The following is a 26,317-nucleotide window of genomic DNA, read 5'->3' as shown; positions in this document are numbered from 1 at the left end:
ATATGCCAGTTCTGCAAGCTGTTGAGAAACTGGAACGTTATGCGCCTGGGGGTGAGGATACGGATACCCCGAGCTGGCGACGAGAAGGGGCGATTGTCCTTTACTGGCTAGGTGCACTGGCGCTTGCCTTACTCTTTCGTCTGCCAGAGCCATTTACCTTCAACATTCCCCAAACCGTAGCCTCGATTTGGGGAATTGGACTCCTTATCGCAACGCTTGGTTTTTCTCAGTGGCTTTATACGCAGGTTGCCGTTCATGAGGATCGTCCGTTCAACTGGCTTGGGACGCCGATTTTCATCATCGGCAACAGCCTCGGTGAAACACTAGCGTTCTTACTGGTCTTTAAGTTCGGACTATTTGCCGGGAATCTCCTTTCCAGACTTATTGATCTGACCGGCATTTTTTCGCATCTGATCATTTTCAGCAGTGGTTTTTTCATTTTTCTCATCTACGGTGGCATGATTCACGGTCTTTTCTGGATGCGTATTTTTCCACCGCACTTTCGTGAAGATGAAAGAGCGCTGAAAATTCGTAAATTCCGCTTGTGGTCAGAGAGCGCTCTTTCTTTCTCTTGGTGTTTAGTCTTTTACGTTTTCAAAGACTTCTGGAGTGTCGTAATTTTCCACGCCGTGGTGGATGCCGTACTGATGATTCGAGTACGCCCGCGGATCTTCCGTTTTGTGTCGGGTGTATCTGGTGCTGCCGGCTAAGATTCTGTCTTAATGCCGAATGATAAAACCTTTATTAGGAGAAAAGCGTCGCCATGAAAAAGCCCAAATGCCTGTTTATTAACCCCCCAGTGATTGAGAAGGTGGCCGAGCGGTTCAGCTTCATCAGTATGCCGCTAGCTATTCTTTATATTGGCACTTTCATTCAGTCACATGGCTATGAAGTTGAACTCTGCGACATGAACGCTGGACAAGAGCCAGTGTTCGGCGACGACATTGATATTGTCGGCATTTCCTGCGATACGGTGAAGTACACCGTCGGCATGCGGGTAGCCAAAGCCGCTAAAGCGGCCGGCAAATATGTCGTGATGGGAGGGACGCATCCGACCTTTGACGACGAAGCGACACTGCGCTCCGGTTATGTGGATATTGTGGTGCGCAGTGAAGGTGAGCTTCAGATGTTAGAAATCGTCCGGCAGTTTGAGGAGAAGGGTAAAGTTGATCCTTCGACGATCAAAGGTGTTGCTTGGCTCAACGGTGATGAGTTTGTCCGCAATCCGCCGATGCCGTTTATCAAGGATTTGGACAGCCTGCCAATTCCAAATCGTGAGCTTCTAGATGTACCGCGTTACTGGAAGCAAACCCGCTCCTGGCTAGGGAAGTTTGCTGACCCAGTGTACAACATTTCAGGATCACGCGGTTGTCCATATGACTGCTCGTTTTGCATTGTGACGGCTAACTACGGTGCGAAGTGGCGTTATCGTTCCGTGAACTCCATCATGCAGGAGATCGAAGAAGGGTACTACAAGTACAAGTACCGCAACTTCTTCTTTACAGACGATATTTTCAACGCCAGCCCAAAACGGGCTATGGAGATTTCACAGGCTATTATTGATGCCGGCCTCGCCGATAAGATTAAGTGGACGGCGCAGTGCGTAACCAATATTTTCGTCAAATTCCCCGAAGTGGTAGAAATTATGGCTGCCGCCGGTTGTATGGGCGTTATTATGGGGATCGAGTCTATGGACCCAGAGACGCTCAAGGATTACAACAAAACGGCGACTGCTGATGACAATGCAAAGTGCATCCAACTGCTGAAAAAGCACGGTATCGCCTCTATGGCGTCTATCATCATCGGTCATCCAAAAGAGACCCGTGAGTCGCTACAGGCGACAATGAAGTACATGTGCGATCTTAACCCAGAAATGCTGTGGATCAACATCCTGACGCCCTATGTTGGGACGAATCTGCGCCGCGAGTTCATTCAATCAGGAAGGTTATTACCGAACCTTTCTTGGGAGGACTATGACATTTCCCATGTCACCTTCAAACTGGATTATCTAGAGGCATGGGAAATTGAGCTGACGCGGAAGGTGATGACCGCAATGTACTATGCGCGCCCGAAGTATCTCTTAGAGAACCTGCCGCGTTTGTTTTTCAGCAAAACGCCCACACCGGTTTTGAAGGCTGCGGCCTGTTGATGATTATTGAACTGGGTTAAACACCAGACTTTCAAAAATTCGCCAAGGAGACCCCTCGTTGCTATGTCCGTCGTCGTTCAAATCAGGCGTCGCAAGAAACTTGGTCGGCATCGTCCGTTAAACATTCTTTTGGTGTTGCCGCGCTACTACAACCCGGAGAAGGGGCAGCAGCACAAGCCATTTATGATTTTTCCAAATATCGTCTTACCGACGCTGGCCGCACTGACGCCGGCACCGCACAAGGTGACGATTGTGGATGAAAACGTCGAGCCGCTCCACATTCCGGATGATACCGACCTGGTGGCTATGACGACTTACACACGCAATGTTCAGCGCGGATACCAAATTGCGGACGAGTGTCGCGCGCGGGGAATTCGGGTGGTGATGGGCGGCATTCACGTCAGTTTCATGATCGAAGAGGCGCTTCAGCACTGCGACGCTGTGGTGTCGGGCGAGGGTGAGGCGCTCTGGCCGACGATTCTCGATGATGTGCAGAATGACGACCTCAAACCCGTTTATTACGGCGGACACTCGCAAGATCTCAACGAACTGCCGGTGCCGCGCTGGGATTTGCTTAAGCTGGATCGCTATTTCAAGCCGATTCCAACGTTGAAGATGCCGATTATGAGCATTCAGACTTCGCGCGGCTGCCCGCACAAGTGCGATTTCTGCACCGTTCCAGTGTTCGCAGGCGGCAAGATGCGCTACCGCGATCCGGCGCATTTGTTGCGTGAAATTGACGCTTACGGAGCAGAGTTTTTCTCCATCGCCGACGATAACCTCATTGTCAATCCCGATGCGGCGGCGACCCTGTTCAAGACGCTAGCAAAACGGAAGTTGAGCTGGTTCGGGTTTTTTGACACCCAGACCATCAAACGCCCGGAGTTAGTCGAGTTGGCGGCCAAATCGGGCTGTCGGCGCGCGTTCATTGGCATTGAGAGCATCCACCCGAATGAACTTGCCTCCGTCAACAAGAAGTTCAACCGGCCGGAGAAGTACGAGGAACTCATTCGTCTCTTCCATCGGAACGGCATCGCCGTGGATGTTGGCATTCTCTTTGGTTTTGAGGAGGAGACGATTGAAAGTACGTTGGAGACCATCAGGGAACTCGAACGCTGCAATGTCGAGACGGCGATTTTCTCGGTGATGACGCCTTTTCCCGGCACGGCTCTATACCAAAGAACGAAGGACAAGCTCCTGCATACGGATTGGGATCGGTACACCGGCGAGGAAGTCGTCTGGGTGCGGGAGGGGGCGGACCCTGAAGAAACCCGGCGACTGCTCCAGTTCGCTTTCGAGCGATTTTATTCGGTGTCGTCCATCTACAAGCGGGTTTTGTCGCCGCGTTCGCATGCCCAACGCAAGCTGCTGGCGACTATTTCCAATCTGCGCTTCCGCAGCATCATCAAACACCGTTTCCCAGAGCCACTGCCGCCGGACTTCCTGCGCAGCGCCCGGCAGTTTCGACCGGCTTACGCCTAAGGGGCGGCGGCTTGGCGCGTTGGCTCTCCCGTCCGCGTCGGTGATGCGGACGGGATTTTTTTCGCGTTCATCCGCCAGCGGCAGTGCGGTATTGTGGCCTTATACACCTTTGGTCGCCCGCGCCGCCAAGCCGGGCGGCCGCAGCTTGAGGTGAAAGGCTATGTCTGTGCGCATCGTTGTCATCAGCGATACCCACGGCAACCACGACTTCAAAGTGCCGGAGGGGGACGTTCTCATCCACGCCGGTGACTTCACCCGCCGTGGTACCATGGACGAACTGCATTTGTTTGACGCTTTTCTGAAGCGGCAACCGCATCCATACAAGTTTGTCATAGCCGGCAACCATGACCATTGCGCGCAGGAAAACGGGAACGGGCCGGCGGCGTTGTTAGAAAACGCCGTGTACCTCATGGACAGCGCGGCGACGGTCTGTGGTTTGAAGTTCTACGGCAGTCCGTGGCAGCCGTGGTTTATGAACGGCGCGTTCAATCTCTGGAAGAAGTCGGCGCTGCGTGAGAAGTGGGAGTTGATTCCCGAAGACACGGACGTACTCATTACGCACACACCGCCCTATGACATCCTTGACCGGACGCAGTTTGGTTGGCGGGTGGGGTGTGGGGAACTACGCGCCGTGGTAGAGCGCATCGCGCCGCGCCTGCATGTTTTCGGGCACATTCACGAAGCCTACGGGCGCGTCCGACGCGGCACCACGGAGTTCGTCAACGCGGCGCTTTGCAATCTGCGTTACCGCCTCGTCAACGCGCCCGTAGTGGTTGATCTTGATGTGTGAGCGGAGCAGCGCGCAGTATGACGCAGCGGATCGCCATTTTGGGCGGCGGCCAACTGGCGCGGATGTCGGCTTATGCGGCGTACCGGCTAGGATGTGAAGTGGGAATTGTCGCGCGGCCGGGGGACGATAGCCCTGCCCTACTAACGGCGACTGAACGCTTCATCGGGGATTGGTCATCCCTAGAACTGCTTGACACAGTTGCAGCCTACGCCGACGCTGTCTTACTTGAGAACGAGTTTATTGCGCCCGACATTTTGCGCTACTTGGAGGCGACGGGGAAGCCGCGGGTCGCGCCGTCTTCGCACACGATTGCGCTGGTTCAGGACAAATTTGCCCAAAAAACGGCGCTAGCGCAGGCAGGATTGCCCGTCCCACGCTTTGCGGCGACTGATTCCCCGGACGAAGTGCTGGAAGTCAGCCGGCGGTTTGGCCTGCCGTTAGTGCTCAAGTGCCGGACAAACGGTTATGACGGCTACGGGAACGAACTCATTCGCAGCGCGGCCGATATTGCGCCGGCTTTTGAGAAACTGCGCAAGCGCGGGAGTTCTCTGATGGCTGAAGAGTTTGTCCCCTTCACCAAGGAACTCGCCGTCATGGCCGTACGCAACCGACGCGGCGAAGAGGTGATCTATCCAGTGGTTGAAACCATCCAGCATGCGCATGTGTGCCATACGGTGTTGGCGCCGGCCGCCATATCGGAGGCGACAGCGGCGTCTGTCACGGCGTTAGCCCGGCGAGTGCTGGAAGCAATTGCGGGCGTCGGCATCTTCGGCATTGAACTGTTCTTGCTCAACGACGGAGAGGTGCTCATCAACGAGATTGCGCCGCGTCCACATAATTCAGGTCACTACACGATTGAGGCGTGTGAAACGTCGCAGTTTGAAAATCACGTTCGGGCTGGGCTCGACTTACCGCTGGGTTCACCGCGTATGCGGTCGCCGGTGGCGGTCATGGTCAATTTGCTGGGCGGGTTCGATGCGCCGGCGCGTCCTATCGGACTGGAAACTGCACTGCAAGTGCCGGGCGTGACGGTTCATCTGTACGGCAAGAAGGCGTCGCGTCCAGGCCGTAAGATGGGTCATGTCACAGCGCTGGGGGATGACCTCGCAGAGACCCGTGAACGCGCTTTGCGGGCGGCGCGCGCGATTACGATTTAGACCGTTTGTTTAGAACCAGTTTCCGAGTAAGTGGAGCGACGCCCTAGTGAATCGCGTCAACGGTTTGGCAGGCGGCGAGTGCGACGAACGCCGGTGGGTTGGCTTCAGCAGCGACCTGCAAGGCAAACTGCTCCACAGGTGTCGCTGCGCCAACGCCAAACCTCAAGCCAAGGTGACGCCTTGCGAGGAACACGTTGACGAACTACGTCTTTTCAGCCGCTTGCCAGGCTAGCAGCCAGCCGGTGACTTCACCGTAGTTGGCAAGGCCGGACGCTACACCGTTCACTTGAAGGTAGGCGTGGTTGATGCGCGCCGACACGCGGGCTAGTCGCCCCGAAGCATGACGCAACCAGTAGCGCTCCTGCGCCCGCCAATCGGCGCGGAGTCCATCGCTGGCCAGCGCCGCAACCGTCCGGTATCGCTCCGGCGTCCGCGCCAAGTCGCGCAAGGCGTAGCGGGCAGCTCCGGCCCAGCCGCTATATCGAACATATGGGTGGTTTGACCGAATGCACACGACGGCGGCGACGAAGTTAGCCTCGCTTTCGAAAGCGAAACCGCGCTGATGAGCCATTTCATGCGCGATAGTGAACGGCAAGCTCGCGGCCGGCTGGTTGGCGTCGTAGTGCGGCTCACCCGTGAAGGGAATGAAAATGCCGGCGATGCCGGCGCGCGCCATCAGTCGCGATGACCACGGCGCTTTGGGCGGCGCCAACTGAAGGTCGGCTAGATAGGCCAATTCAGGGCAGCGGCGAAAACTTTCCGTCAGCAAGTCGGCAAGCTGCGTTGGCGACAAAGGGAGACGGCTGCCTTGTTCGGCATCCATCTCCGGCGCGGCGGCGGCCAGTTCGGCGTTAGCCCGCTCAATGCAGAGGCGCGCGAACTGTTCTAGAGCAACCGGATTGGGCGGCGGCGGCGTCAACCCAAAAGTGTTCTGGACAGCAGGCCGGGCGTAGTGGTAGCCGAACAGCAGTAAAAAGATGTGTGTCCCCAGTCCGCAGGCCAAAATCATGACCGGCACGCCGCGTCCTAGCAGAATGGTCAGTCGCGGCCGCCGGCGACGCCCTTTCCAGAGCGCCCACAGAAGAAGCCCACAGCCGCCCGCTAACAGCATGCTCAGCAGACATTCGGCGAGGGAAAACGAAACCAGCCGGGCTGGGGCAGAGACCCAAGACGCCAGCCGTGGATACAGCCGCCGGGCGTAAATTGTCTCGACCCATACTGGTTGACGTTCCGCCAGCGCACGCAACCCGTAAGCGCTGCCGCTTACTCCAATCGCTAGCAGCCAGAGAGTCCACGTCAGCGCGGGTGGACGACACAGAGGACGCATGCTCATCTAGCGGCCTTGATCAGGCATCGGCGTCGGCGCTGCCAGCCGGTGCAGATAGCCCTTTCTTCTTGCGCGAATGTCCGCCTCCCTTAGAGCGCGCCTTCTCGGCGCCGTACGCTGGCGGTACCGACGTAGGCGTTTGTTCGGTCAACGCCTCAAGGCGGTCACGGATAGCATCCAGTTGATCGGCGATAGCGTCAAGCTGCCGACTCAGTTTCTTGTAATCCTCACGGGTTGGGATGTTCATCGTGCGCAAACTAACGCTGACCAACTCCTGTACCCGGTGGGCAAGGTTCACAGGCTGTTCGAGCGCCGTCGCCAGCGCGGCGGCGAACCTTGGGTTGTGAACAAGTTGCTCCCACCGTTCGGTCGCCTGCTCGACGACGTTTTCAAAGATCGTCGGCGCAGCGCTTTTACGACGTTTGCCCTTGAGTTTTTCTTCTTTGGGTTTTTCGTCTTTGGCTTTGTGTTTGCTCACGAGAGGGGCCTCGGTCACCGGAAAGTCACGGCGTTCGGCGCGCCGGCGCAAAGCAAACATAGCACGATTCCCACAGACGCCAACCGAACCACACACTGGCCGCTTCCAGTCACCTTATGCCTGTTGGCCCCCTAGGAAAACTGGTCGTTTTTAGGGTACGGATGTCGCTTACGCCGTCATACCGGTCAGAATCTTCTATGAACCTTTGTAAGCCTTGGCTTGACGATGCGGCCTCAGTTGCGGACGTCGCGCACGGGTGGCCGCCGGACATTCGGTGAACTATGGCGTGCCGGGGGACATGCCGTTGATTGGGAACTGGGACGGACAGCCCAAACCACCGCCCGTCTCCGTGCCGTAGCTGCGCTGATTCGTGAGCGCTGATCCGTACGCGCTTTCCAAGCTTTCAGCTGGGAGCGTGTGTGCCTAAGGCGATGCGTCTTGCATCGCAAAACCAAAGCCGATTAGCCTTTACAAAACCCAACCAAAAACGAAAAACGCCCCCTTGACCATGACGCAACTGGCGCACATCACGCGCTTGCTAAGCCGCCTTGGGCAAAAACCTAACATTGCTCCAACGCCATCGCAGACGGTGTATCAGGAAAACAAAATGCGCGTTCTTGGCTACCCGCCTGCGCCCAAACGGTTGCGGCGGCGGCCAGGGCCGGTTCTGATTGTCAACTCGCTCATCAACAAGTACTACATTCTTGACCTGACGCCGGGAAAAAGTTTCGTCGCCTATCTCGCTGGCGAAGGCGTTCCAGTCTACATGATTGACTGGGGCGTTCCTGATGCTGGCGACGCGCGGCTCACACTCGCTCACCACGTCAACCAGTATTTACAGCACGCGGTTGAGGCTGTCTGCGCCGACGCCAGCGCGGAGCAAGTCATCCTGCTCGGCTACTGCATGGGCGGAACACTCTCGCTGATGTACACAGCGTTGCATCCGGCGCGTGTCCGGGGACTGGTGCTGCTGGCGACGCCCGTGGACTTCAACAACGACGCCATCCTCAACCTATGGACGCGCCGCGAATACTTTGACGTGGACAAACTCGTGGACACCTTCGGCAATCCGCCAGAACGGCTTTTGCAGTCCACCTTTATGATGATGAAGCCCACGAAGAACATCACCAAGTACGTGGACTTGCTTCAGCACGCCGACAACGAGGATTTCGTTGAAACCTTTCTGGCCTTTGATTACTGGGTCAACGACGTGGTGTCGCTGCCGGGTGAGACGTTTCGGCAGTTTGTGAAGTGGTGCTATCAGGAAAACCAACTGGTGCAGGGACGGCTCAAGCTCGGACGGCGAACGGTTAAGTTGGAACAGATTACCGTACCGCTGTTGAATGTCGTCGCCAACCACGATGATGTCGTGCCGCGCGCGTCATCGGAAGCGCTGATGTCGCTGGTGGGAAGTCGGGAAAAAGAGCTGTTGGCTGTCAACGGCGGGCATCATGGGTTGTCCATCGGGAAAAGCGCCGTCGAGGTCGTCTGGCCGAGCATTGCCAAGTGGGTCAAACGGCGGTGGCGTGAAGGCGAATGAGGTCGGCTTAGGCGCTATCCGCGGCCGTTCGGCTTGCTCGACCGATACGCACAGCGTACCCTTCGACTTCCAACTCAACCCAAGGGGATGTCCTGGTTATGTCCACTTCATCCACCGTCGCGTCGGCGACGGCGACCGACGCCGTCCCGACCTACCGCATGCTCATTGACGGCCAACTTGTCGCCGCCGAAGGTGGCCGTGTGTTTCATACGCTGTCGCCCGCTGACGGCCGCCCTCTCGCCGCCGTTCCGCACGCTTCCATCGCCGACGCCGAACGCGCCGTGCAGGCAGCGCGCGCCGCGTTTGAACTTGGAACGTGGCGCAACGCCGACGGCTCAATGCGCGCCAAAGTGCTCAACCGCATCGCCGACTTGCTTGAAGCGCATTTGGAAGACTTCGCCCAACTCGAAGCAAGCGATCAGGGAAAACCGGCTGGTTACGCGCGCGCCCTTGAAATCCCAGTCGTCATTGACACCTTTCGGCACTTCGCCGGCTGGGCCGACAAAATCTACGGCGAGACGATTCCCGTGCCGGCCGCCGGCTTGGATTTTACGCTCCGCGAGCCAATCGGCGTCTGCGTCGGCTTTGCGCCGAACAACTACCCGCTGGCGCTGGCCGCCTTCAAAATCGCACCGGCGCTCGCCGCCGGCAACAGCATGGTGCTCAAGCCCTCGCCGGCGACGCCGTTGACGGCGCTAAAGCTGGGCGAACTATGTACAGCGGCCGGCCTTCCCGACGGTGTTCTCAACATCATCACCGAACCCGGACACGACGTAGCCGCCTACCTGCTGGAACATCCCGACGTAGATTTGATTTCACTCACTGGCGGGACAGAGACCGGTAAGTTGGTCAGCCGAGCCGCTGCTGGGACGCTCAAGCGCGTCCTGCTTGAACTTGGCGGCAAATCGCCCTTCATCATCTGCCCGGACGCCGATCTTGACCTCGCTGTGACGGGCGCGCTGATGGGGACGTTTTACAACTCCGGCCAAACCTGTACGGCGAGCACCCGCTTGTTTGTCCACCGCAGTGTCTATGACGAATTTCTCGACCGTTTCGCAGCCGCGGCCGACCGGCTGGTGGTCGGGCATCCGCTGGATGAAGCCACCAACAACGGGCCGCTCGTCACCCGCGCCCAGTATGAAAAAGTGTTGAGCTACATTGAGCTGGGACGCAGGGAAGGCGCGCGATTGGTGACGGGCGGCGTCCGCCCGACGAACCTGCCGGAGACCGGCAACTACCTGCGCCCAACTGTTTTCGCCGATGCTCGCAACGACATGCGGATCGCCCGCGAAGAAATCTTCGGCCCTGTCGCCGCCGTTATCCCCTTTGAGGACGAAGACGACGCCGTAGCTCAGGCGAACGATTCAATCTACGGGCTGGCGGCGTCGGTTTGGACACGCGACATCAAACGCGGGCTGAACCTGATGAAATCACTCCGCGTCGGGCAGGTGTGGATCAACAACCACAACATCTTTTTCCCGCATGCGCCGTTTGGCGGCTACAAACAAAGCGGCAATGCGCGCGAAGGCGGGGCCGAGGCGCTGCGCCACTACACGCAGGTCAAAAACGTCTACGTTGAACTGGGCGACGTGCTGATGAGTCCGTTCTAAACGTCTGCGTACGCTTTCATACGCACGCGCGGCTTGGCGTTTGGCGGTCGGCCGCGTATAGTCGCGTAGCTTGCCCCCATTCATTACTGTGATCGCCTAAAGCCGCCGTCAACCATGAACATTCGAGCTTTCAAGCGTCCCCAACCGCCGCGCCCTGGCGTGCTGCTCCTCAATCTGGGCGGCCCGGAAAAGCTGGCGGACGTCGAGCCTTTTCTGCGCAACCTCTTCTCCGACCCTTCTATTATCCGCCTGCCGTTTCCGGTGTTGCAGCGTCCGGTCGGTTGGCTCATCGCCAAGCTGCGGCGGCGGAAGTCCATGCGGTTGTACGAACAGATCGGCGGCGGGTCGCCGCAACGGCGCATCACAATGGCACAGGCGGCGGCGCTCCAAGACGAACTTGCACGGCAGGGCGTCGGCGCACGGGTGTACGTCGGCATGGTGTGCTGGCATCCGCTGATCGAAAGCACCTTCCAGCAGATTCTTCAAGACCGCATTACGCATCTGGTTGTCCTGCCGCTTTTTCCCCACTTTTCAGTGACGACCACCGGCGCGGCGGCCAAGAAACTCATCGGCTGCTTTGATCAGTACGGCGGCGTCCGCGAGATGCGGCGCAGTTACGTCACCCACTACGAAACTGAGCCGGGCTACATTGCAGCGCTGACCGACCTCATCGTGGACGAGATGCGGCGCTTCCCCGATCCGCGTCCCGAAGCCGTCCAGCTGCTTTTCAGCGCGCACAGTATTCCGACCAAGTACGTTGAGCGCGGCGATCCCTACCTGCGCCACCATGAACGAACCATCGCGGCCGTGATGACGGCGCTTGAACGGCGCTTGGGGGTCCGTCCGCCGCATTTTCTTTCATTCCAGAGCAAGGTTGGCCCAGTGCGGTGGCTAGAGCCTTCCACGGAAGACACCATTCGGCGCTTTGCCCGCGAAGGCTGGGAGCAGATTTTGACCGTGCCAATCAGCTTCGTCTCGGAGCACATTGAGACGCTCTACGAACTGGATATCCAGTACCAAGCGCTCGCCCGTGAAGTCGGCATCCCGCATTTCCGGCGCGTCCCAGCGCTGAACTGCCACCGCGCCTTCATTCGTGGGTTAGCGTCGCTGGCGCGGGCGCGGCTGACGGCCGTTCACCAGTACCACTTAGCGGAACAAGCAGCTAGAGGTTGAAGTGTTCCGCGTACGCTATGGAGCGGATTCTAGTCGTTGACGACGACACCGAACTGTGCGAACTCGTGGCGGAGTATCTAGCCGCCGAAGGCTTTGCGGTTGAGGTGGCGCACGACGGCGAGCTTGGCGTCAAGCGGGCGACCAACGAGCCGTTCGCGCTGCTGATCCTCGATGTCATGCTCCCAAAGCTGGACGGTTTTGAAACCCTCAAGCGAATCCGAGCCGTATCGCATGTCCCGACGCTGATGCTGACGGCGCGCGGCGACGACGACGATCGCATCATCGGTCTCGAAAGCGGCGCGGATGACTATCTCGCCAAGCCCTTCAACCCGCGCGAACTCGTCGCCCGCATTCGGGCGATCCTGCGCCGAACCAAGCCGGAGCTGCTGGCGGAAAAGCTGACGGTCGGCGATTTGGAACTGGACTGCGGCGCGCGCAGCGTCCGCAAGGACGGGCGGCCGGTAGCCGTCACCTCGGTGGAGTTCGACATCCTGACGCAGTTGTTGCGGCACGCCGGCCAAATCGTCTCGCGCGATGACCTGTCGTTGCGGGCTTTGGGACGTCCGTTTCATCCGCTTGACCGGAGTGTGGATATGCACGTCAGCAACCTGCGTAAAAAGCTCGGCCCACACGCAGACGGTAGTGAGCGCATCAAGTCGGTGCGCGGCGTCGGGTATCTCTACGCGCTGTGTTCGTCCGCCAACAAGCCGCGTCCGCACGCCTAGCGCCCTATGCGCACGCTATTCATCAAAATCTTTCTCTGGTTCTGGCTGGCGATGGCGGGGCTTACTGTCTTGGTGACGGTGGTCGGCTCGCTGACGGCCTCGGATGTCGTCTGGCCCGGACGCCGGACACTGACGGCGGCGACCACGCTCTACGCTGAAACGGCCGTCCTGCTGTACGAACAACAGGGAGCGGCGGCCGTGGAGCATTACCTGCGGCGTGTTCTGGAAACGGCCAAGCTGCAAGCGGCGCTCCTTGACGAGAGCGGCCAACCACTGGCCGGCGCGCCGCCGCCCGACTGGCCGATGGGGCGTGACGGCGCGCGCCGCGAAGATTTTACGGTCGTGGACGGCAAGACATTTTTGTTGCGACCAGTGACGGGCACCGGCGGCCGGCGCTACCTGCTAGCGACCGTGTTTGACCGCAATCTGTTGCCGCCGCCCCCGATGTGGACGCGCGCGCGGGTCATTCGGCTGGTGGTGTTTGTGCTCGGTAGCGGCGTGGTGTGTTATGGGTTGGCATGGTACTTGACGCGCCCCATCGGCCGCCTGCGACGGACGGCGCAACGCTTGGCGGCGGGCGATCTGGCGGCGCGAACGGGCGCGAAACTGGGGCGTCTCACGGACGAAATCGGGGGCTTGGCGCGCGATTTCGACGCTATGGCGGAACGCATCGAGTCGCTTGTCACGGCTCAACGCCGTCTTTTCGGCGATATTTCCCACGAGTTGCGGTCGCCGCTGGCCCGGTTGCGGGTGGCGCTGGAACTCGCTCAGCGCAAGGCCGGCGAGGAAGCCCGACCGTACTTGGAGCGTATCGAACGCGACGCCGAACGGCTAGATGAGCTTGTCGGGCAGTTGCTGGCGCTGGCGCGTTTGGAGAGTGAGGCGACGCTGGCCGAGTCAAAAATGCTCGATGTCGCCGCCCTGACGCAGGAAGTGGCCACGGACGCCGACTTTGAAGCGCGCGCCGCTGGACGAACCGTAACCTGCCGGATTGCGTCGGAGGCCGCCCATCAGCGCATCCTCGGTGATGAGGAATTGCTCCGGCGTGCGCTGGAAAACGTCATGCGCAACGCCGTTCGGCACACGCCGGAGGGGTCGTCGGTTGAGGTGACGGTTGACGCCAAAGAGCGAAACTTGCTCATCACGGTGCGGGATCACGGCAAGGGTGTACCGTCCGATGCGCTGGAGGCGATTTTCAAGCCGTTTTATCGGGTTGAGACGGCGCGCGACCGAGCCAGCGGCGGCGTCGGTCTGGGACTGGCGATTGCCGCGCAAGCGGTTCAACTTCATGGCGGATGCATCACCGCCGAAAATCTGGCGGACGGCTTTCAGGTGACATTGGCGCTGCCGACCCTTGGCGGCGTCGCCGTCCCGGCGGCAGGTTGAGCGCGTCACTCGTCGTCGCGGTGGCGCAGAATCTCCACATCGAAGCGGACAACAAGACCGTCTCGAACCATTTCGTCCACAATGGGCAGCAGGCCGGAGATGTGCTCCGGCTTGTCAATTACCGTCACCACCACCGGCAGGTCGGTTGCGCCGCCCAGCCGGTCGGCCGCTCGAATCTGGCCGCTGAGGCCGAAGCCGGCCAGTCCGCGCGTCACCGTCACACCGGCCGCCCCAGCTAAGCGGAGGCGATGCACCAACGCCCGGTGGAGCGGTTCGGTTTCCCACATGTCATCGTCACCGATAAAGATTTGAAGCGCCTGCGCCATGCCTTCGAGTTTACGCGCCGCCATGCGGGTTGCTCCTCCCAAAGTCGGCGGATGGGTATGCCGTCGGCGACATCATGGCACGAACGCGGCGCGCCGAGGCAAGGCACGGCGTCTCCGACGCCGGCGACAACCATCCCGGCGCGGAACAACCGAAGCGCCCGGACAGAATAACTTGAAAACTGTTTTCAATTCGCCTACGGTTGGCGGCCGGCCTTTCTGGCTGTGAGACCTGACCGGCTTGAGGCTGATTCCCTTATGAAACGGTGGCTTGCCGCTTTACGTCCTTCCACTTCGCCGCCGGTCGCCGACCGACCGTTGACGCTGGCGGATGTTCCCGCCGGCGACCGTGTGCGAATTGCGCGTCTTCTGGACATCGCCGGCGCGGAAACGCTGCGGGAACGCGGTCTCTGCGAGACGGCCGAAGTGCGCGTCATCACCGCCGGCGATCCGCTGGTGTGTTCCGTACTCGGCGTGCGAATGACGCTCAACCGCCGGACGGCGCAGGGCGTGCTTGTGGAACGTTTGCCATGACGCTCGATACGCTGGAGGTCGGAGCGACGGCCCGCGTTGAGCGCGTACGCGGCGGCCGCGCCATTGTTCAGCGCCTACAGGAGATGGGGATGACAACCGGCGTTATGGTCAAGGTCATTCGCGTCGCCCCGCTGGGCGACCCGCTGGAAGTGGAGTTGCGCGGCTACCGGCTGTCGTTGCGCAAAGACGAAGCCGCCGCCGTTGAAGTTTCCGCACTGTGAGTTCGGACTGTGGGTGAAACACATGCCCCGCGCCGTCTAGCGCTTGTCGGTAATCCTAACTGCGGCAAGACCACGCTGTTCAACGCGCTGACCGGCCTCCGTCAGAAGGTCGGCAACTACCCCGGCGTCACTGTTGAGAAAAAGGAAGGGCGCTTCACCGTCGGAGAGCGTGAAATCGTCGTCATTGATCTGCCGGGCGTGTACAGCCTTTCCGCCCGCTCCCTCGACGAACGGATTACGCGCGATGTCGTGTTAGGACGCCAAACGGACACCGAGCCGCCGGAGGCCATTCTGGCCATCGCCGACGCAAGCAACTTGGAGCGCAACCTTTACCTTGTGACGCAGGCGATGGAGTTGGGGCGGCCTGTTTGGCTGGCGCTCAACATGATGGATGTGGCCGAGGCCAAGGGGCTGACCTTTGACCTTGACCGGCTGGCGCAGGCGCTGGGCGTTCCGGTCATCCCCATCGTCGCCAACAAGGGCGTCGGCGTGGAGGCGCTCCGTCAAACACTGGCCGGGCCGCTCCCGCCGCTCCCGGTGCGGCGGTGGCGGTTGCCCCAAGTCATCGAGGCGGAAGTCGGCGCGTTGGCGGAGCAACTGCGCGCCGACCATCGAGTTGCGGATGCGGCGGCGGAAGGTGAAGCCATACGCCTGCTGCTCAACGATGTGACGGAAGACGACACGCCGCCGCCGCCGAATATCCAAGCCGCCGTCACGGCCGCCCGCGAACGACTGGAAGGGATGGGCATTGAATGGTGGGCGGCGGAAGCCGAAGGTCGCTATGGCTGGATACAAACCGTCTGCCAATCCGCCATTGGTCGGCCGGCGACGTTTCAGCGCACAACCAGTGACCGCATTGACGCCGTTGTAACGCACCGGCTGTGGGGTCCAGTACTGTTCGCTGGCTTGATGCTTTTTGTTTTCCAAAGCATTTTCACGTGGGCGCAGGCTCCGATGGACGCCATCGGTTGGGCGGTGGAGCAGCTGGCGGCGGTGACGCGCAAGGTGCTGCCGCCTGGCGAATTCAATGATCTGGCGGTGGACGGCGTCTTGGCGGGCGTCGGCGCGGTCATGACATTTCTGCCGCAGATCCTCATTCTGACCTTCTTTATCGCGCTGCTCGAAGACACGGGCTACATGGCGCGGGCGGCGTTCATTATGGACCGCTTAATGCGCCGGGTGGGTTTGAGCGGCAAAGCCTTCATTCCGCTGCTGAGTTCATTCGCCTGCGCCATTCCGGGCATCACGGCGACGCGCACGATAGAGAACGCCAAGGACCGGTTAGTGACGATTCTCATTGCGCCGCTGATGAGTTGCAGCGCGCGCCTGCCGGTCTATGCCTTGATGATCGGCGCATTCTTCCCGGCCGAACAACGGCTGTGGGGCGTGTTTTCAACGGCCGGCGTCATGTTGTTCGCCATGTATGCGCTGGGCGTCATTGCCGCCGTCGCCGTCGGGTGGCTGTTTAAGCGGACGTTGATTCGCGGCGCGTCCCCGCCGCTGATTATGGAACTGCCGCCCTACCGCATCCCGTCGCCGCGCACCGTGCTGCTGACGATGTTCTCAGCCGCCGGGCAGTTTCTCCATCGCGCCGGTACGGTGATCTTGGCGATTGCTATTGTCCTGTGGTTTCTGGCGGCCTACCCGCGCCAGGTGGCGCTCAGCCGCGACTACGCCGCCGAGCGCGCGGCCGTCGCAGAGGCCGTCCGGCAGGGAACGGTGACGGAAGCGGACGCTGCCGCTCAGCTTCAGACGCTGGAACGGTTGGAGAAGGCGGAACGACGCGAAAAAAGCTTCATCGGGCAGGCCGGCAAGCTCATCGAGCCGCTGATTGCGCCCTTAGGTTTCAACTGGAAGATCGGCGTCGGCGTCCTTTCGGCGTTTGCGGCGCGCGAAGTGTTTGTGGGAACGCTGGCCATTGTCTATGGCGTCGGCGACGACGAGGAAGCCGTCAGTGGGCGCGCCCTGCACGCGGCATTGCAGGCCGACCGTCACCCGGATGGGCGACCTGTTTTCTCGCCGCTGGTCGCCGTTTCGGTCATGGTGTTTTTTGTACTGGCAATGCAGTGCATGTCTACGCTGGCTGTCGCACGGCGTGAAACAAACAGTTGGCGCTGGCCGGCGGTGATGTTCGTGTACATGACCGTGCTGGCCTACGTCGGCAGCCTACTGGTGTATCAGGGCGGTCGTTGGCTAGGGTTGGGGGAATAATGGAGTCTTCCAACTTGCGCTTTTCAGATGTTCGTCAAGAGCGTACCCTGTGGGTAAGCGTGTTGACCCCCGTCGCCATCGCCTGTTTTAGGAGGCAGTCTTACCATGCTTCGTCTGCCTACACGCGAAGCCGTCCTTGCCGAGTTGGACGCCCTGATGCAGCAGGGTGCAATGCTTTATCAAGCCACTGCCAACGGAAATGTGCGTGTCCTGGCCGGATTGCTCGGCCCGGCCTATCGCGGCTTGATCCAGAAACGTGGCAAGCGCGAAGACGCTACCGCGCTGCCGGTCGGCTACCCGGCCAACTTCGACTGGCGCTATGAGCGTAACCAGCCGGAAATCCGGCGACTGACCGAAGCCGCCAAAATCGCCCAGTGGAACGCTGCCACCGACTTGAACTGGGACCAGCCGGTTGACCCTTACGATCCAGGTACTGAACTCCTGCCCGAAAGGTTTCATCCGGCGTACTGGCTACCGTTGTGGTCAAAGCTGACCGAACGGGAGCGCCGCGAACAGGTTCATGCCCTGACCAGTTGGCTGCTGAGCCAGTTTTTGCACGGTGAACAAGGCGCGCTCTACGCCGCCGCACTGACGACCACGGCCGTACCCTGGTTGGACGCTAAGCTCTACGGCGGCACGCAGGTAATGGACGAAAGCCGCCACGTCGAGGCCTTTCACACCTACCTGACGACGAAGCTCGAAAAACTCTACGACATCAACGATAACCTCTACGTCGTCATTGACGCCCTAATGACCGACTCGCGCTGGGATGTGAAGTTTTTAGGGATGCAAATCATGATCGAGGGCCTCGCGCTGGGTGCGTTCACGATGCTGCGCCAACTGTCGGGCGAGCCGCTGCTGCGGGAGTTGCTCAAAATGGTCATTACCGACGAAGCCCGGCATGTTCATTTTGGCGTCCTTGCGCTGGGAGAGTTCTACTTGAAGGAAGTCACCGAACGCGAACGCCGTGACCGCGAGGACTGGGCCTTTGAAATGGCCGTCCTGCTGCGCAACCGCTTCCTGCTGCACGAAATCTACGACGAGTACTTTGCTCATCGGATTCGTCGGTCACAGTGGAATCGGCTCGTGCTCCACTCGGACATGATGGCGATGTTCCGGCGAACCATGTTCCGGCGCATCATTCCAAATCTAAAGCGCATCGGTTTGCTTAGCGACCGCATTCGTCCACACTACGCCCAGCTTGGTCTGCTGGCGTTTGAAAACGAGCGTGCCGCGCCGGAACTAACAGCGCACGATCTGCTCAACGATGCATAGCGACTAACTCACGGAGGCCTTCTTCAAACGTCACGGTCGGGTCGTAGCCCAGAACGCGCCGCGCCTTGTCAATGTCGGCTAGTGAATGGGCGATGTCGCCCGGCCGAGGCGGAGCATAAATCGGTGCAAGGCTCGTCCCCAGCAACCGATTAAGCTGCTCCACCAGCATCATAATGGAAATCCGCCGCCCGCAGGCGATGTTGAACACGTCGCCTTGAAAGCGTCCCGAAGCCGTCATCGCCAGCAGGTTGGCCGCCACGACGTTAGCGACGGGCGTAAAGTCGCGCGTTGCCGTCCCGTCACCGTAAATTGTCGGGCGTTCGCCGCGCGTCATGACGGCGACAAACTTGGCGATGACGCCGGCGTACTGACTGGTCGCGTCCTGACGCGGCCCAAAGACGTTGAAATAGCGTAGGCACAGCGTATCCATGCCGGACAGCGCCGCGTAGGCCGCCATATAACCCTCGCCCGCCAGCTTGGTCGCAGCATAGGGACTCAGGGGGCGCGGCGGCATCGTCTCCACCTTCGGGAGCGTCGGCGTGTCGCCGTAGATGCTTGACGACGAAGCATAGATGACACGCCGCACCCCGGCGCGCGCCGCCGCATGGAGCAGCGTCAGCGTCGCCACTTCGCCGCACCGCTGCGAGGTGAACGGGTCCTGCACTGAACGCGGCACGCTCGGCAGCGCCGCCTGATGAAACACCACCTCGACGCCCGCCACAGCGCGTTCTGCAACCGTTGGATCTTCCAGCGCGCCTTCGATGAATTCCACGTCCTGTGCGACCGTCGCCAGATTGCGGCGGAAGCCGGTGCAGAGGTTGTCCACCACGCGCACCCGGCGGCCGTCGCGGACGAGTTGTTCCACAAGGTGGCTGCCGATGAAGCCGGCGCCGCCCGTCACAAGGCAATCGGCGCTCATGTGCGCCTCCCAACAACGGCATAGAGCGGATCGCCCCCGCCGGGGCTGCGGTCAAAAATCCGTATGTCGCGCCAGACGCCGGCCGCTCGGAAGAAACCTTCGACCAACTGACAACGTTGGTGGTCGTCAAGCGTCAGCCAGATGGCGATGGCTTTGGTCGGAAAACAGCGGTTGGAAAACGTGACGACCAGCGGCCCACCAGGGCGCAACACACGCCCGATGTCGCGTAAAACGGCGACCGGATGGATGAGATAATCCACGGAAACGCACAGCCCCGCCGCATCCATCGCGGCGTCGTCCAGCGGCAGGCGCGGGTCAGCATTCAAGTCATGGACAAACCAGCGGGTCAGCCGGGGATTGGCGGCAAGTTCGGCGGCGTTCATCCCGACGCCGACGACCTGTCGGTAGGCGACTTCTTCAGGCAAATGGCTCACCCAGCTCGAACAAACGTCGAGAATGTCCCCGCCGGGTGGGAAAAACTCGCGGTAAAGCTGTGTGACGGCGGCGATTGCGCCAGCGTCAATGTGCGTGACAAAACGCGGCGCAGCATAAAACCAAGCGTCCGGTGTTTCGTCCCAGCGTCGAAACGCTTCCGGCGGTAACTGCGCGACATCGAACATGGCGGCCTTTACCTTTGCAGCCCAAGAATCTCGACAACCGGGCGCTCAAACGTCCCTGTGACACGGATGGGGATCATCTGGCGCTCACCCAGCGCATCCAACAGCGGCGGCAGGCCGCCGCCAGTGAGGAACGTCAGCGGAAAACGGAGGTCGAAGTCAATTTGCGCTGGCCGTTCGTCCAACGAGATTGTCCCGCGTCCTGTGACTTGTCGCCCTTCTTCAACATCGCAGTTTAGCCCGTCGAGCTTGACCGTCGTTCCTTCTAAAGCAAAGCGAAACGCCAGTTGCCGAAAGGCCAATCCATCTGTGTTTGGCGGCGTCTCCGGCAGTGCAGCGGCATCAGGGGCGGACGACGTCTCGAGCCAGCGCTTGCGCAGCGCCCCAAGCGCTCCAAGGTCAAACCCACCGATCCGTACGGCCGGCGCCGCCATGGTGCGGCCGATCGTCCCCGGCCGAATCCGAGTGAGACGGCCGTTGCGCAACGCGGCGTCGCCGGAGCCGCCAAGCTTCTCGAAAGCTTGGGTTGCGTAGGTGTACTGGCCTGTGACATCCAGCCGGAACGTTCCGGAGCCGGTAACGGCGGGCGTCTCCGGCGGGGTCGTCAGTTGTTCCACAGCGATGTCCGTCAGCCGCCCTGTGATGGCGAAGCTCAGCCGCTCCGGCTCGAAGATTAGACGGACGGCGCTTGCGTCCAACGCGCCGCCTAACCAGACCGCTGTCGTCCGTCCCAGCGCGACTTCGCGCCCCCGCACGCGCCCTTCCGTTGCCAGACGCTCGAAGACAAAGGGTGTCTCTGTCCACTGCAACCGGCTGTTTTGCACCGTCAACTGTTCGATGGTGAACGCTCCGTCGCCGTCGGTCGGCGCACCGGTTTGAAGCCGCAGCGTCGTCGCTGCCGTGATGGGAGGGGGCGGCGCGTCCGACGCAGCGCCGGTTGTGCGCGCGTGACCCGCCAGCCGCAGGTCCGCTTCCGTCACCAACAAATGGGTGAAGACCGGGCGGCGGCGAAAAAGGTTGACCCAGCCGATGCCGAATTCGGCGCGGCGCACCGTACCAGCCAAGTGGTCTGCAGGTCGGTTCTGCCCAAGCGTGACCTCCCGAACGACAATGGTCAACGGGAGAAAAGACGTCGCCTGCGCTTCGGAGATGTAAACTGGCGTCCCAAGCGCCCGTCCCAAAAGGCCTTCCAAATGGGGAACCAACCAGCCACTGGGGATTAGACGCGGGACGGCAAACAACAGGAGCAGCGACAGCGCCAAAACAGCGGCCCCGGCGGCGGCCCATCGCCAACGCCGTAGTCCGTTCGTTTGCAGGCTAGCAACCGCCATCGGTTTTCACTGCGGCCCTCAACCGCTCAAGGGCGATGGCGGCGGCGGCTTGCTCCGCCGCCTTGCGGCTTGGCCCGCGTCCTTCACCCAGCAGGCGTCCCTCGATCTCGACTATGACGTGAAACGTCGGTTGGTGTGACTGGCCTTCGACGGCGACGGTTTGATAGACGGGCAGCGGGCGGCGATGCAGGCGCAACCAGTCCTGCAGCGCCGTCTTAGCGTCAAGCGCGGCAATGCGCGCAAAATCCAGCGCAGCGACCTCTTCGGCGAAAATTCGACGCACCGCTTGCGTGGCGGCCGCAACGCCGCCGTCGAGGTACAGCGCGGCGACCACGGCTTCAAAGGCGTTTTCGAGCAGGTTTTGCTTGCGACGGCCGCCCTGCTGTTCCTCGTTGCGTCCTAACCGCAACGTTGCGCCGATGCCGATCCGTTCAGCGGCGCGGGCCAACTGGGCTGACGCAGCCAAGTAGCCCTTGGCTTTAGCCAACTCGCCCTCACCGGCGGTTGGAAATTGCTCAACCAGCCAAGCGCAGAGGATAAAACCCAACACGGCGTCGCCTAGAAACTCAAGCCGTTCATTGTGCGGGGTGGGCGGATGTTCCAGCGCGTAAGAGCGATGGGTGACAGCCTCCACTAAGAGTTCACGCCGAACGAAGCGATAGCCCAAGTTGGCTTCAAGCCGGGCCATCTGAGCCTCAAAAGCCTGACTACCATGCTTTGGCGTCATGCGGTCGCCGCTTCCATCATTATCGCCGGTTGTACGCCGGTTCGAGCGCTGTTCGGACCTTAGAGCCGGCAGCTTGATTTGAAGCTCGCCATATATTCGTTCAGACCGTCTTTCTTACCGTCGTTCCAAATTTCGTAGGCGTCCTCAAGTTCTTTGCGGGCGTTGGCGATGAGCGTCTTGTAGGCGTCTTTGTTCGGCGACATTTCAGCGACGATGATGCCGCGCGCGAAAAACTCGGACGCCTTTCTCGCTTCGTCCTTCGCCCCCTGCAAAAGCTGCTGTCCGTGTTCTCCGGCTTGCTGTTCGCCGTTCAGCTTGTTGAAGGCTTCAGCTTTTTGGTCATACCGCGTGTTGTGGATTTGGCCGAGCAGGAAGTACACGTCGGGATAAGCGTCGCACTTCGCCTCAATCGAGGCCAGCAGCGCTTTTTCGGCTTCATCGTTGCGGTTGGCGGTAAAGTGGGCGAACGCCTGAAGGCGGTGGAAGTAAGCAATGAAGCCCGGCTTGACCTTATCCCACGTCGTCGTTTTCTCGTCATAGAGCATCCTGTCGCTCTTGTTTTCCTCGACAACAAGCTTAAGCGCCGTGGTGGCATACTTAGCGGCTTCCGCCCAGGCGTCGGCCGCCGCCGGTACGACGCCTTTCTTGAGGGCTTGGCTTTCTGCCAGCGTCGTCAACTGGAAGGCGAAAAACAAATCGGTCTCGGGCACCGCCGCGACGTACTCAGCGGCGATTTTAGCGGCGTTAGCTAGATCGCCGGCTTCCTTGTAGCGTGTAAACAGCGCATAGCGGGCGGCGTTGACCTGCCCCTGCACATACTTGACGTAGGTCGGCGTCGGATCGGATTCAAAAAACGCGCGGGCCAGTTCAAGTTTTTTGACCGGATCCTGCTCGGCCTCAATCTTTTTGTAATCGTCGTACTCTTTGCGCTGCTTGGCGGCAGTGTCTTGCGGCCGAGCCGCCCCAAGCTCATCAGCAACGGCGGTGAAGCCAACCGGCCCCGCGATGAGCGCGAGGCTCAGGACGGCGATCGAAACAGTCTTCATGGCAAATCAGCTCTCCTCGAAGTGGTTCAAACTAAGGTGTTTTTAAGACTGGGCCGGCGACCAACTGCGGCTGGTCGAGCGCGGCTGTATGGATGGGACACGCGCTGAGACTGTCTAGTTCCAACTGGAAGAAAGCGTTCAACCGAAGCGATGATGCTGGCAAGCCCCCGAAGGTTTGTCAAACGACGACCAACGTGGAAAAGTTACGCCCTGTGGGCAAGCGACCGACCAAGTGAGGAATCAGGGTTGACGCGCCACGCCACTGATGTATAACGCGCGCTGTTCATGTTTTGCGCTCCCGGCTCTGTAATCCTTCCCAAGGAGAACTCAACTATGGCTTCCGTGCGCGTTCCGTACAGTAAAGAAGATGACTATACCGAGGAAATCATTCGGCGGCGGCAGGAACTGGTTCAGGAGCGAATCGGTGAACCGCTCCAACACATCAATCGCTACTCCTTTGATCCGCATGTATGCCGTGGCAACATCGAGAACTTTATCGGCGTCGCGCAAGTGCCGATTGGGTTGGCCGGGCCGATTCTCATTCACGGAGAGCATGCGCAGGGCGAGTTTCTGATCCCGCTGGCGACCTCTGAGGGGACGCTCGTCGCTAGCTACAATCGCGGCATGAAGGCGCTGACGATGGCGGGCGGTGTGCTGTGTACGGTTGCGGCTGACCAGATGCAGCGCGCGCCGGTGTTCGTCTTCCAAAACGCCCGCGACGCCCGCGATTTCGCCGACTGGTTGCGCGAGCACTTCAGCCAGATCAAGGCCGCCGCCGAGTCCACGACGCGGGTCGGGAAGCTGCTCAGCATTGAGTTCTACCAGTCGAACAAGTTTCTTTTCACGCGCTTTAACTATTCGACAGGCGACGCCGCCGGACAGAACATGGTCGGGCGTGCGACCTACTTTGCCTGTCAGTGGATTGTCGAGAACAACAACAAAGTTGTCCGCTGGTTTCTGGAATCCAACTTCGCCACCGACAAAAAAGCGTCCCAAATCAACAGCATTATGACGCGCGGCAAGCGCGTAACAGCCGAAGCAACCATCCCCGGCGACCTGTTGCGGCAGGTCATGCACACCTCGCCGGAGTCGCTGCACTATCACTTTCAGGTCCAGTCCATCGGCGGCTTTCTGTCAGGCGTCAACAACAACGGGGCGCACTCGGCCAACGGTGTGACGGCGATGTTTATCGCCACGGGACAGGATGTCGCCAACGTTTCGGAGTCGTCGGCCGCCATTCTCTACTGCGAACACACCCCGGACGACGCCCTTTACATTTCCATCACAATCCCGTCGCTAATTGTGGCGACGTACGGCGGCGGCACGGGATTGCCGACTCAGAAAGAGTGCCTGAAGCTCCTAGGCTGCGACGGCCCTGGGAAGGTCAATAAACTTGCTGAAATCGTGGCGGCCGTCGTCCTGGCTGGCGAACTGTCGCTGGCTTCGGCGATCAGTTCGCATGATTGGGTGTCAAGCCACGAACAGTACGGACGCAATCGCTGAGATTCCCCCCCAACCCTAACTGACTATACCGAGCAGAGGCGGCCGTGAAGTTGCTTTGGCGCCACGACGGCTCTCCCTGCACCGGATACGTTGAAAAATACCCTCATATGAACGAAGTCCAACTGGCCGTTTTCCCCTCTGACGCCGACCCAGCGGCGCTAAGCTCCGCGCGGTTTGGCCTTGCAGCGCACTTGGGGATTGAGTTTACCGAAGTGACGCCCACCTACTTGCGGGCGCGCATGCCCGTTGACGACCGAACAAAGCAGCCCTTCGGACTGCTCCACGGCGGCGCTTCCGTCGCTTTGGCGGAGACGCTGGGAAGCGTCGCCTCGCATCTCGTGTCCCCGGAACGCATGGTTGTCGGTCTGGAAATCAACGCCAACCATGTTCGCGCCGTGCGCGAAGGCTACGTTCACGGAACGGTGACGGCGTTGCATATCGGATCAAGCACCCATGTGTGGGACATCAAAATCCGCGACGACGAAGGGCGATTGGTGTGCGTCAGTCGTCTGACAATCGCCGTGCTAAATCGTCCTGCGCCACCACCGGTGGTTTAGCGCTACAAAGTTCTTGCGTCGCCGGACGGCCGCTCTGTTGCTGAAGGAGGCGGAGCAACGGCGGCGCGTCAAGGCGGCGTAGGGTGTCTTGAACTTATGCCGAAAAAAACCAAAGCACAGAAAATTCGGGCGCAGCAGCGCCAAGCAGCTGCTCAACGCCAAGCGACGGTTGCCCACCCGGCGCCGCCCGCTCCATCCGGTTTCACTTCGCCTGGCATGGTTTGGGGGCGCTATCTTGGTTTGCGCTTTTTGCTCCACGCGAAGCCGGTCACTGAGGATGTTCAGTCGGCGTCGGCGCTACACGATGTCGCCTTGCTGTGCATTGATGAACTACGCGACGGCGTCATCAAAGTTTTCTTTGAGCGGATGACCCTTGATGAACTCCGGCGGCGCATGGACGAAGCGCCGTTCCGCTGGCTGCCGGCCGACAAAGTACAGGCGGCGCGCGTCATTGCCTACGGCAAGCGGATTAACGACTACATTGAGAAGCCGCCGCCGGACAATTTCGCCGACTTTCTGGCGCGATTCGACGAGTTGCCGCCGGCGTCGCTCCCGCCGGGCGTCTTTTTCTGTCCGGTTTCCGACGATCCGCTGCCAAATGACTACGCCGAACAAATCAAGAAAAACGCCCTCGGCGGTGTGGACGGCTATTACCTTTCCGACCGGGCGCAGAGGAAGCAACTGGGCGCGCGGCATCCGCGTTACGCCCTGCCGCAACATGTCCGCTACCGGACGGCCATTGTTGAGTCCGACCGCTTGACGCTGCGCCCAGAAGGCTGGGACACACCGGTACGCGCCATCCCGCCGGAAGGGCTCGAAGACGCCGTTGGGTTAGCGATGACGCAGGACCTCCAGCGCGGAACGGTCTTTTCTATTGAACGCCACATCGCGGACGCCGCTGTACCCAACCCCTTTATCGTGGACGCCGACGTCGAGCAGGCGTTGACGTTGTCCTTGGCGGCGACGATGGACGGAAAGGACATTCCGCTGGAACACGATGCCTTGGCGGTCGCCTTTCTCCTTGAAGCCATTGATGAAGGTGTGGCACTGTGCCGGCAAATTCATCGTGAAAATGTTGAACGAGAGATGGACTCGGCGGTAGTGATGCAGGCGCTTGAAACCTGCCTCCAGACACTGCGCCGGCCGCCGGGCGGCGTGTCCGGCCCGCGAGCGTACATTGAACATCTGGCGTTGACCCTGCGCTGAAGCGGCGTACGGTGAAAGTGCGTTGAAAAC

Annotated in this window: 25 protein-coding genes and 1 pseudogene; 17 read left to right on the top strand and 9 right to left on the bottom strand. The window is 60.3% G+C overall.

Translation table 11 applies throughout. From position 1 onward, the window contains the following. Window positions 1-2: 2 nt before the first annotated feature. The 5 genes from NZ585_10855 to NZ585_10835 all read left to right on the top strand — a co-directional run bounded on the left by NZ585_10855 (window position 3) and on the right by NZ585_10835 (window position 5,578). On the top strand, window positions 3-710 hold the full coding sequence (locus NZ585_10855; GenBank protein ID MCS7080528.1) for a hypothetical protein: 708 nt from the start codon (window positions 3-5) through the stop codon (window positions 708-710). A 53-nt stretch (window positions 711-763) separates the two neighbouring features. Beyond that, the gene (locus tag NZ585_10850; protein MCS7080527.1) at window positions 764-2,149 is read left to right on the top strand and encodes a B12-binding domain-containing radical SAM protein; all 1,386 of its coding nucleotides are present in this window, start codon (window positions 764-766) and stop codon (window positions 2,147-2,149) included. Between the two features lie 63 nt (window positions 2,150-2,212). Further along, entirely contained in the window at window positions 2,213-3,631 is a 1,419-nt protein-coding gene (locus tag NZ585_10845; GenBank protein ID MCS7080526.1) for a B12-binding domain-containing radical SAM protein, read from the top strand. Between the two features lie 160 nt (window positions 3,632-3,791). Continuing rightward, window positions 3,792-4,421, top strand: coding sequence for a metallophosphatase domain-containing protein (locus NZ585_10840; GenBank protein ID MCS7080525.1), 630 nt, complete (start codon window positions 3,792-3,794; stop codon window positions 4,419-4,421). A 17-nt stretch (window positions 4,422-4,438) separates the two neighbouring features. Next, window positions 4,439-5,578, top strand: a complete 1,140-nt coding sequence (locus NZ585_10835) for a 5-(carboxyamino)imidazole ribonucleotide synthase (protein ID MCS7080524.1) — start codon at window positions 4,439-4,441, stop codon at window positions 5,576-5,578. 43 nt (window positions 5,579-5,621) lie between these two features. Here the strand turns inward: NZ585_10835 and NZ585_10830 are convergent, their stop codons facing one another. Genes NZ585_10830 through NZ585_10820 form a run of 3 tightly spaced genes read right to left on the bottom strand, consistent with a single transcriptional unit; the run spans window position 5,622 to window position 7,443 of the window. Next, window positions 5,622-5,744, bottom strand: coding sequence for a hypothetical protein (locus NZ585_10830; protein MCS7080523.1), 123 nt, complete (start codon window positions 5,742-5,744; stop codon window positions 5,622-5,624). A gap of 36 nt (window positions 5,745-5,780) precedes the next feature. Further along, a complete protein-coding gene (locus NZ585_10825; GenBank protein MCS7080522.1) occupies window positions 5,781-6,911 on the bottom strand; it encodes a DUF3810 domain-containing protein in 1,131 nt (376 codons plus the stop codon). Between the two features lie 13 nt (window positions 6,912-6,924). Continuing rightward, complete coding sequence (locus NZ585_10820) at window positions 6,925-7,443, bottom strand: hypothetical protein (GenBank protein MCS7080521.1); 519 nt, start codon at window positions 7,441-7,443, stop codon at window positions 6,925-6,927. A gap of 448 nt (window positions 7,444-7,891) precedes the next feature. Here NZ585_10820 and NZ585_10815 point away from each other — a divergent pair, with 448 nt between their 5' ends. The 5 genes from NZ585_10815 (at window position 7,892) to NZ585_10795 (ending at window position 13,817) form a co-directional block, all read left to right on the top strand. Beyond that, complete coding sequence (locus NZ585_10815) at window positions 7,892-8,923, top strand: alpha/beta fold hydrolase (GenBank protein MCS7080520.1); 1,032 nt, start codon at window positions 7,892-7,894, stop codon at window positions 8,921-8,923. A gap of 98 nt (window positions 8,924-9,021) precedes the next feature. Next, on the top strand, window positions 9,022-10,533 hold the full coding sequence (locus NZ585_10810; protein ID MCS7080519.1) for an aldehyde dehydrogenase family protein: 1,512 nt from the start codon (window positions 9,022-9,024) through the stop codon (window positions 10,531-10,533). Window positions 10,534-10,647: 114 nt separating this feature from the next. Next, the gene (hemH, locus tag NZ585_10805) at window positions 10,648-11,706 is read left to right on the top strand and encodes a ferrochelatase (protein MCS7080518.1); all 1,059 of its coding nucleotides are present in this window, start codon (window positions 10,648-10,650) and stop codon (window positions 11,704-11,706) included. 17 nt (window positions 11,707-11,723) lie between these two features. Beyond that, window positions 11,724-12,431, top strand: coding sequence for a response regulator transcription factor (locus tag NZ585_10800; GenBank protein ID MCS7080517.1), 708 nt, complete (start codon window positions 11,724-11,726; stop codon window positions 12,429-12,431). A 6-nt stretch (window positions 12,432-12,437) separates the two neighbouring features. Next, window positions 12,438-13,817, top strand: a complete 1,380-nt coding sequence (locus tag NZ585_10795) for an ATP-binding protein (protein ID MCS7080516.1) — start codon at window positions 12,438-12,440, stop codon at window positions 13,815-13,817. 5 nt (window positions 13,818-13,822) lie between these two features. On the opposite strand, the gene NZ585_10790 is transcribed toward NZ585_10795, so the two are convergent. After that, window positions 13,823-14,167: a DUF190 domain-containing protein gene (locus NZ585_10790; GenBank protein ID MCS7080515.1), complete on the bottom strand. Its 345-nt coding sequence runs from the start codon at window positions 14,165-14,167 to the stop codon at window positions 13,823-13,825. 231 nt (window positions 14,168-14,398) lie between these two features. Here NZ585_10790 and NZ585_10785 point away from each other — a divergent pair, with 231 nt between their 5' ends. The 4 genes from NZ585_10785 to NZ585_10770 all read left to right on the top strand — a co-directional run bounded on the left by NZ585_10785 (window position 14,399) and on the right by NZ585_10770 (window position 18,381). After that, window positions 14,399-14,674: a ferrous iron transport protein A gene (locus NZ585_10785; protein ID MCS7080514.1), complete on the top strand. Its 276-nt coding sequence runs from the start codon at window positions 14,399-14,401 to the stop codon at window positions 14,672-14,674. Next, window positions 14,671-14,895, top strand: coding sequence for a ferrous iron transport protein A (locus tag NZ585_10780; protein ID MCS7080513.1), 225 nt, complete (start codon window positions 14,671-14,673; stop codon window positions 14,893-14,895). The genes NZ585_10785 and NZ585_10780 overlap by 4 nt, the downstream gene beginning before the upstream one ends. Before the next feature lie 9 nt (window positions 14,896-14,904). Further along, entirely contained in the window at window positions 14,905-17,106 is a 2,202-nt protein-coding gene (gene feoB / locus NZ585_10775; GenBank protein MCS7080512.1) for a ferrous iron transport protein B, read from the top strand. A gap of 105 nt (window positions 17,107-17,211) precedes the next feature. Further along, window positions 17,212-18,381, top strand: a complete 1,170-nt coding sequence (locus NZ585_10770; protein MCS7080511.1) for a hypothetical protein — start codon at window positions 17,212-17,214, stop codon at window positions 18,379-18,381. Here NZ585_10770 and NZ585_10765 read toward each other — a convergent pair. Genes NZ585_10765 through NZ585_10745 form a run of 5 tightly spaced genes read right to left on the bottom strand, consistent with a single transcriptional unit; the run spans window position 18,368 to window position 23,021 of the window. Beyond that, complete coding sequence (locus NZ585_10765) at window positions 18,368-19,300, bottom strand: SDR family oxidoreductase (GenBank protein ID MCS7080510.1); 933 nt, start codon at window positions 19,298-19,300, stop codon at window positions 18,368-18,370. The two genes, NZ585_10770 and NZ585_10765, sit on opposite strands and share 14 nt — an antisense overlap. Further along, entirely contained in the window at window positions 19,297-19,920 is a 624-nt protein-coding gene (locus tag NZ585_10760; protein ID MCS7080509.1) for a methyltransferase domain-containing protein, read from the bottom strand. Before NZ585_10760 ends, NZ585_10765 begins: the two co-directional genes overlap by 4 nt. Window positions 19,921-19,928: 8 nt before the next feature. Next, the gene (locus NZ585_10755) at window positions 19,929-21,248 is read right to left on the bottom strand and encodes an AsmA-like C-terminal region-containing protein (GenBank protein MCS7080508.1); all 1,320 of its coding nucleotides are present in this window, start codon (window positions 21,246-21,248) and stop codon (window positions 19,929-19,931) included. Continuing rightward, window positions 21,235-21,975, bottom strand: a complete 741-nt coding sequence (gene rnc / locus NZ585_10750; GenBank protein ID MCS7080507.1) for a ribonuclease III — start codon at window positions 21,973-21,975, stop codon at window positions 21,235-21,237. Before rnc ends, NZ585_10755 begins: the two co-directional genes overlap by 14 nt. Window positions 21,976-22,034: 59 nt before the next feature. Next, window positions 22,035-23,021, bottom strand: a complete 987-nt coding sequence (locus tag NZ585_10745; GenBank protein MCS7080506.1) for a hypothetical protein — start codon at window positions 23,019-23,021, stop codon at window positions 22,035-22,037. A 366-nt stretch (window positions 23,022-23,387) separates the two neighbouring features. Between NZ585_10745 and NZ585_10740 the strand changes: the two are divergent. From NZ585_10740 to NZ585_10730, 3 genes and pseudogenes are all read left to right on the top strand, one after another. Beyond that, window positions 23,388-24,524 (top strand): annotated as a pseudogene (locus tag NZ585_10740) (hydroxymethylglutaryl-CoA reductase). Window positions 24,525-24,631: 107 nt separating this feature from the next. After that, entirely contained in the window at window positions 24,632-25,081 is a 450-nt protein-coding gene (locus NZ585_10735; GenBank protein ID MCS7080505.1) for a hotdog fold thioesterase, read from the top strand. Between the two features lie 96 nt (window positions 25,082-25,177). Next, entirely contained in the window at window positions 25,178-26,287 is a 1,110-nt protein-coding gene (locus tag NZ585_10730; GenBank protein ID MCS7080504.1) for a hypothetical protein, read from the top strand. Window positions 26,288-26,317 lie beyond the last annotated feature (30 nt).

It is taken from the genome of Chloracidobacterium sp. (assembly GCA_025057975.1).
Classification (GTDB): domain Bacteria; phylum Acidobacteriota; class Blastocatellia; order Chloracidobacteriales; family Chloracidobacteriaceae; genus Chloracidobacterium.
Note: the sequence above shows the minus strand (reverse complement) of the source record. Positions and strands in the feature narration are given on the sequence as shown.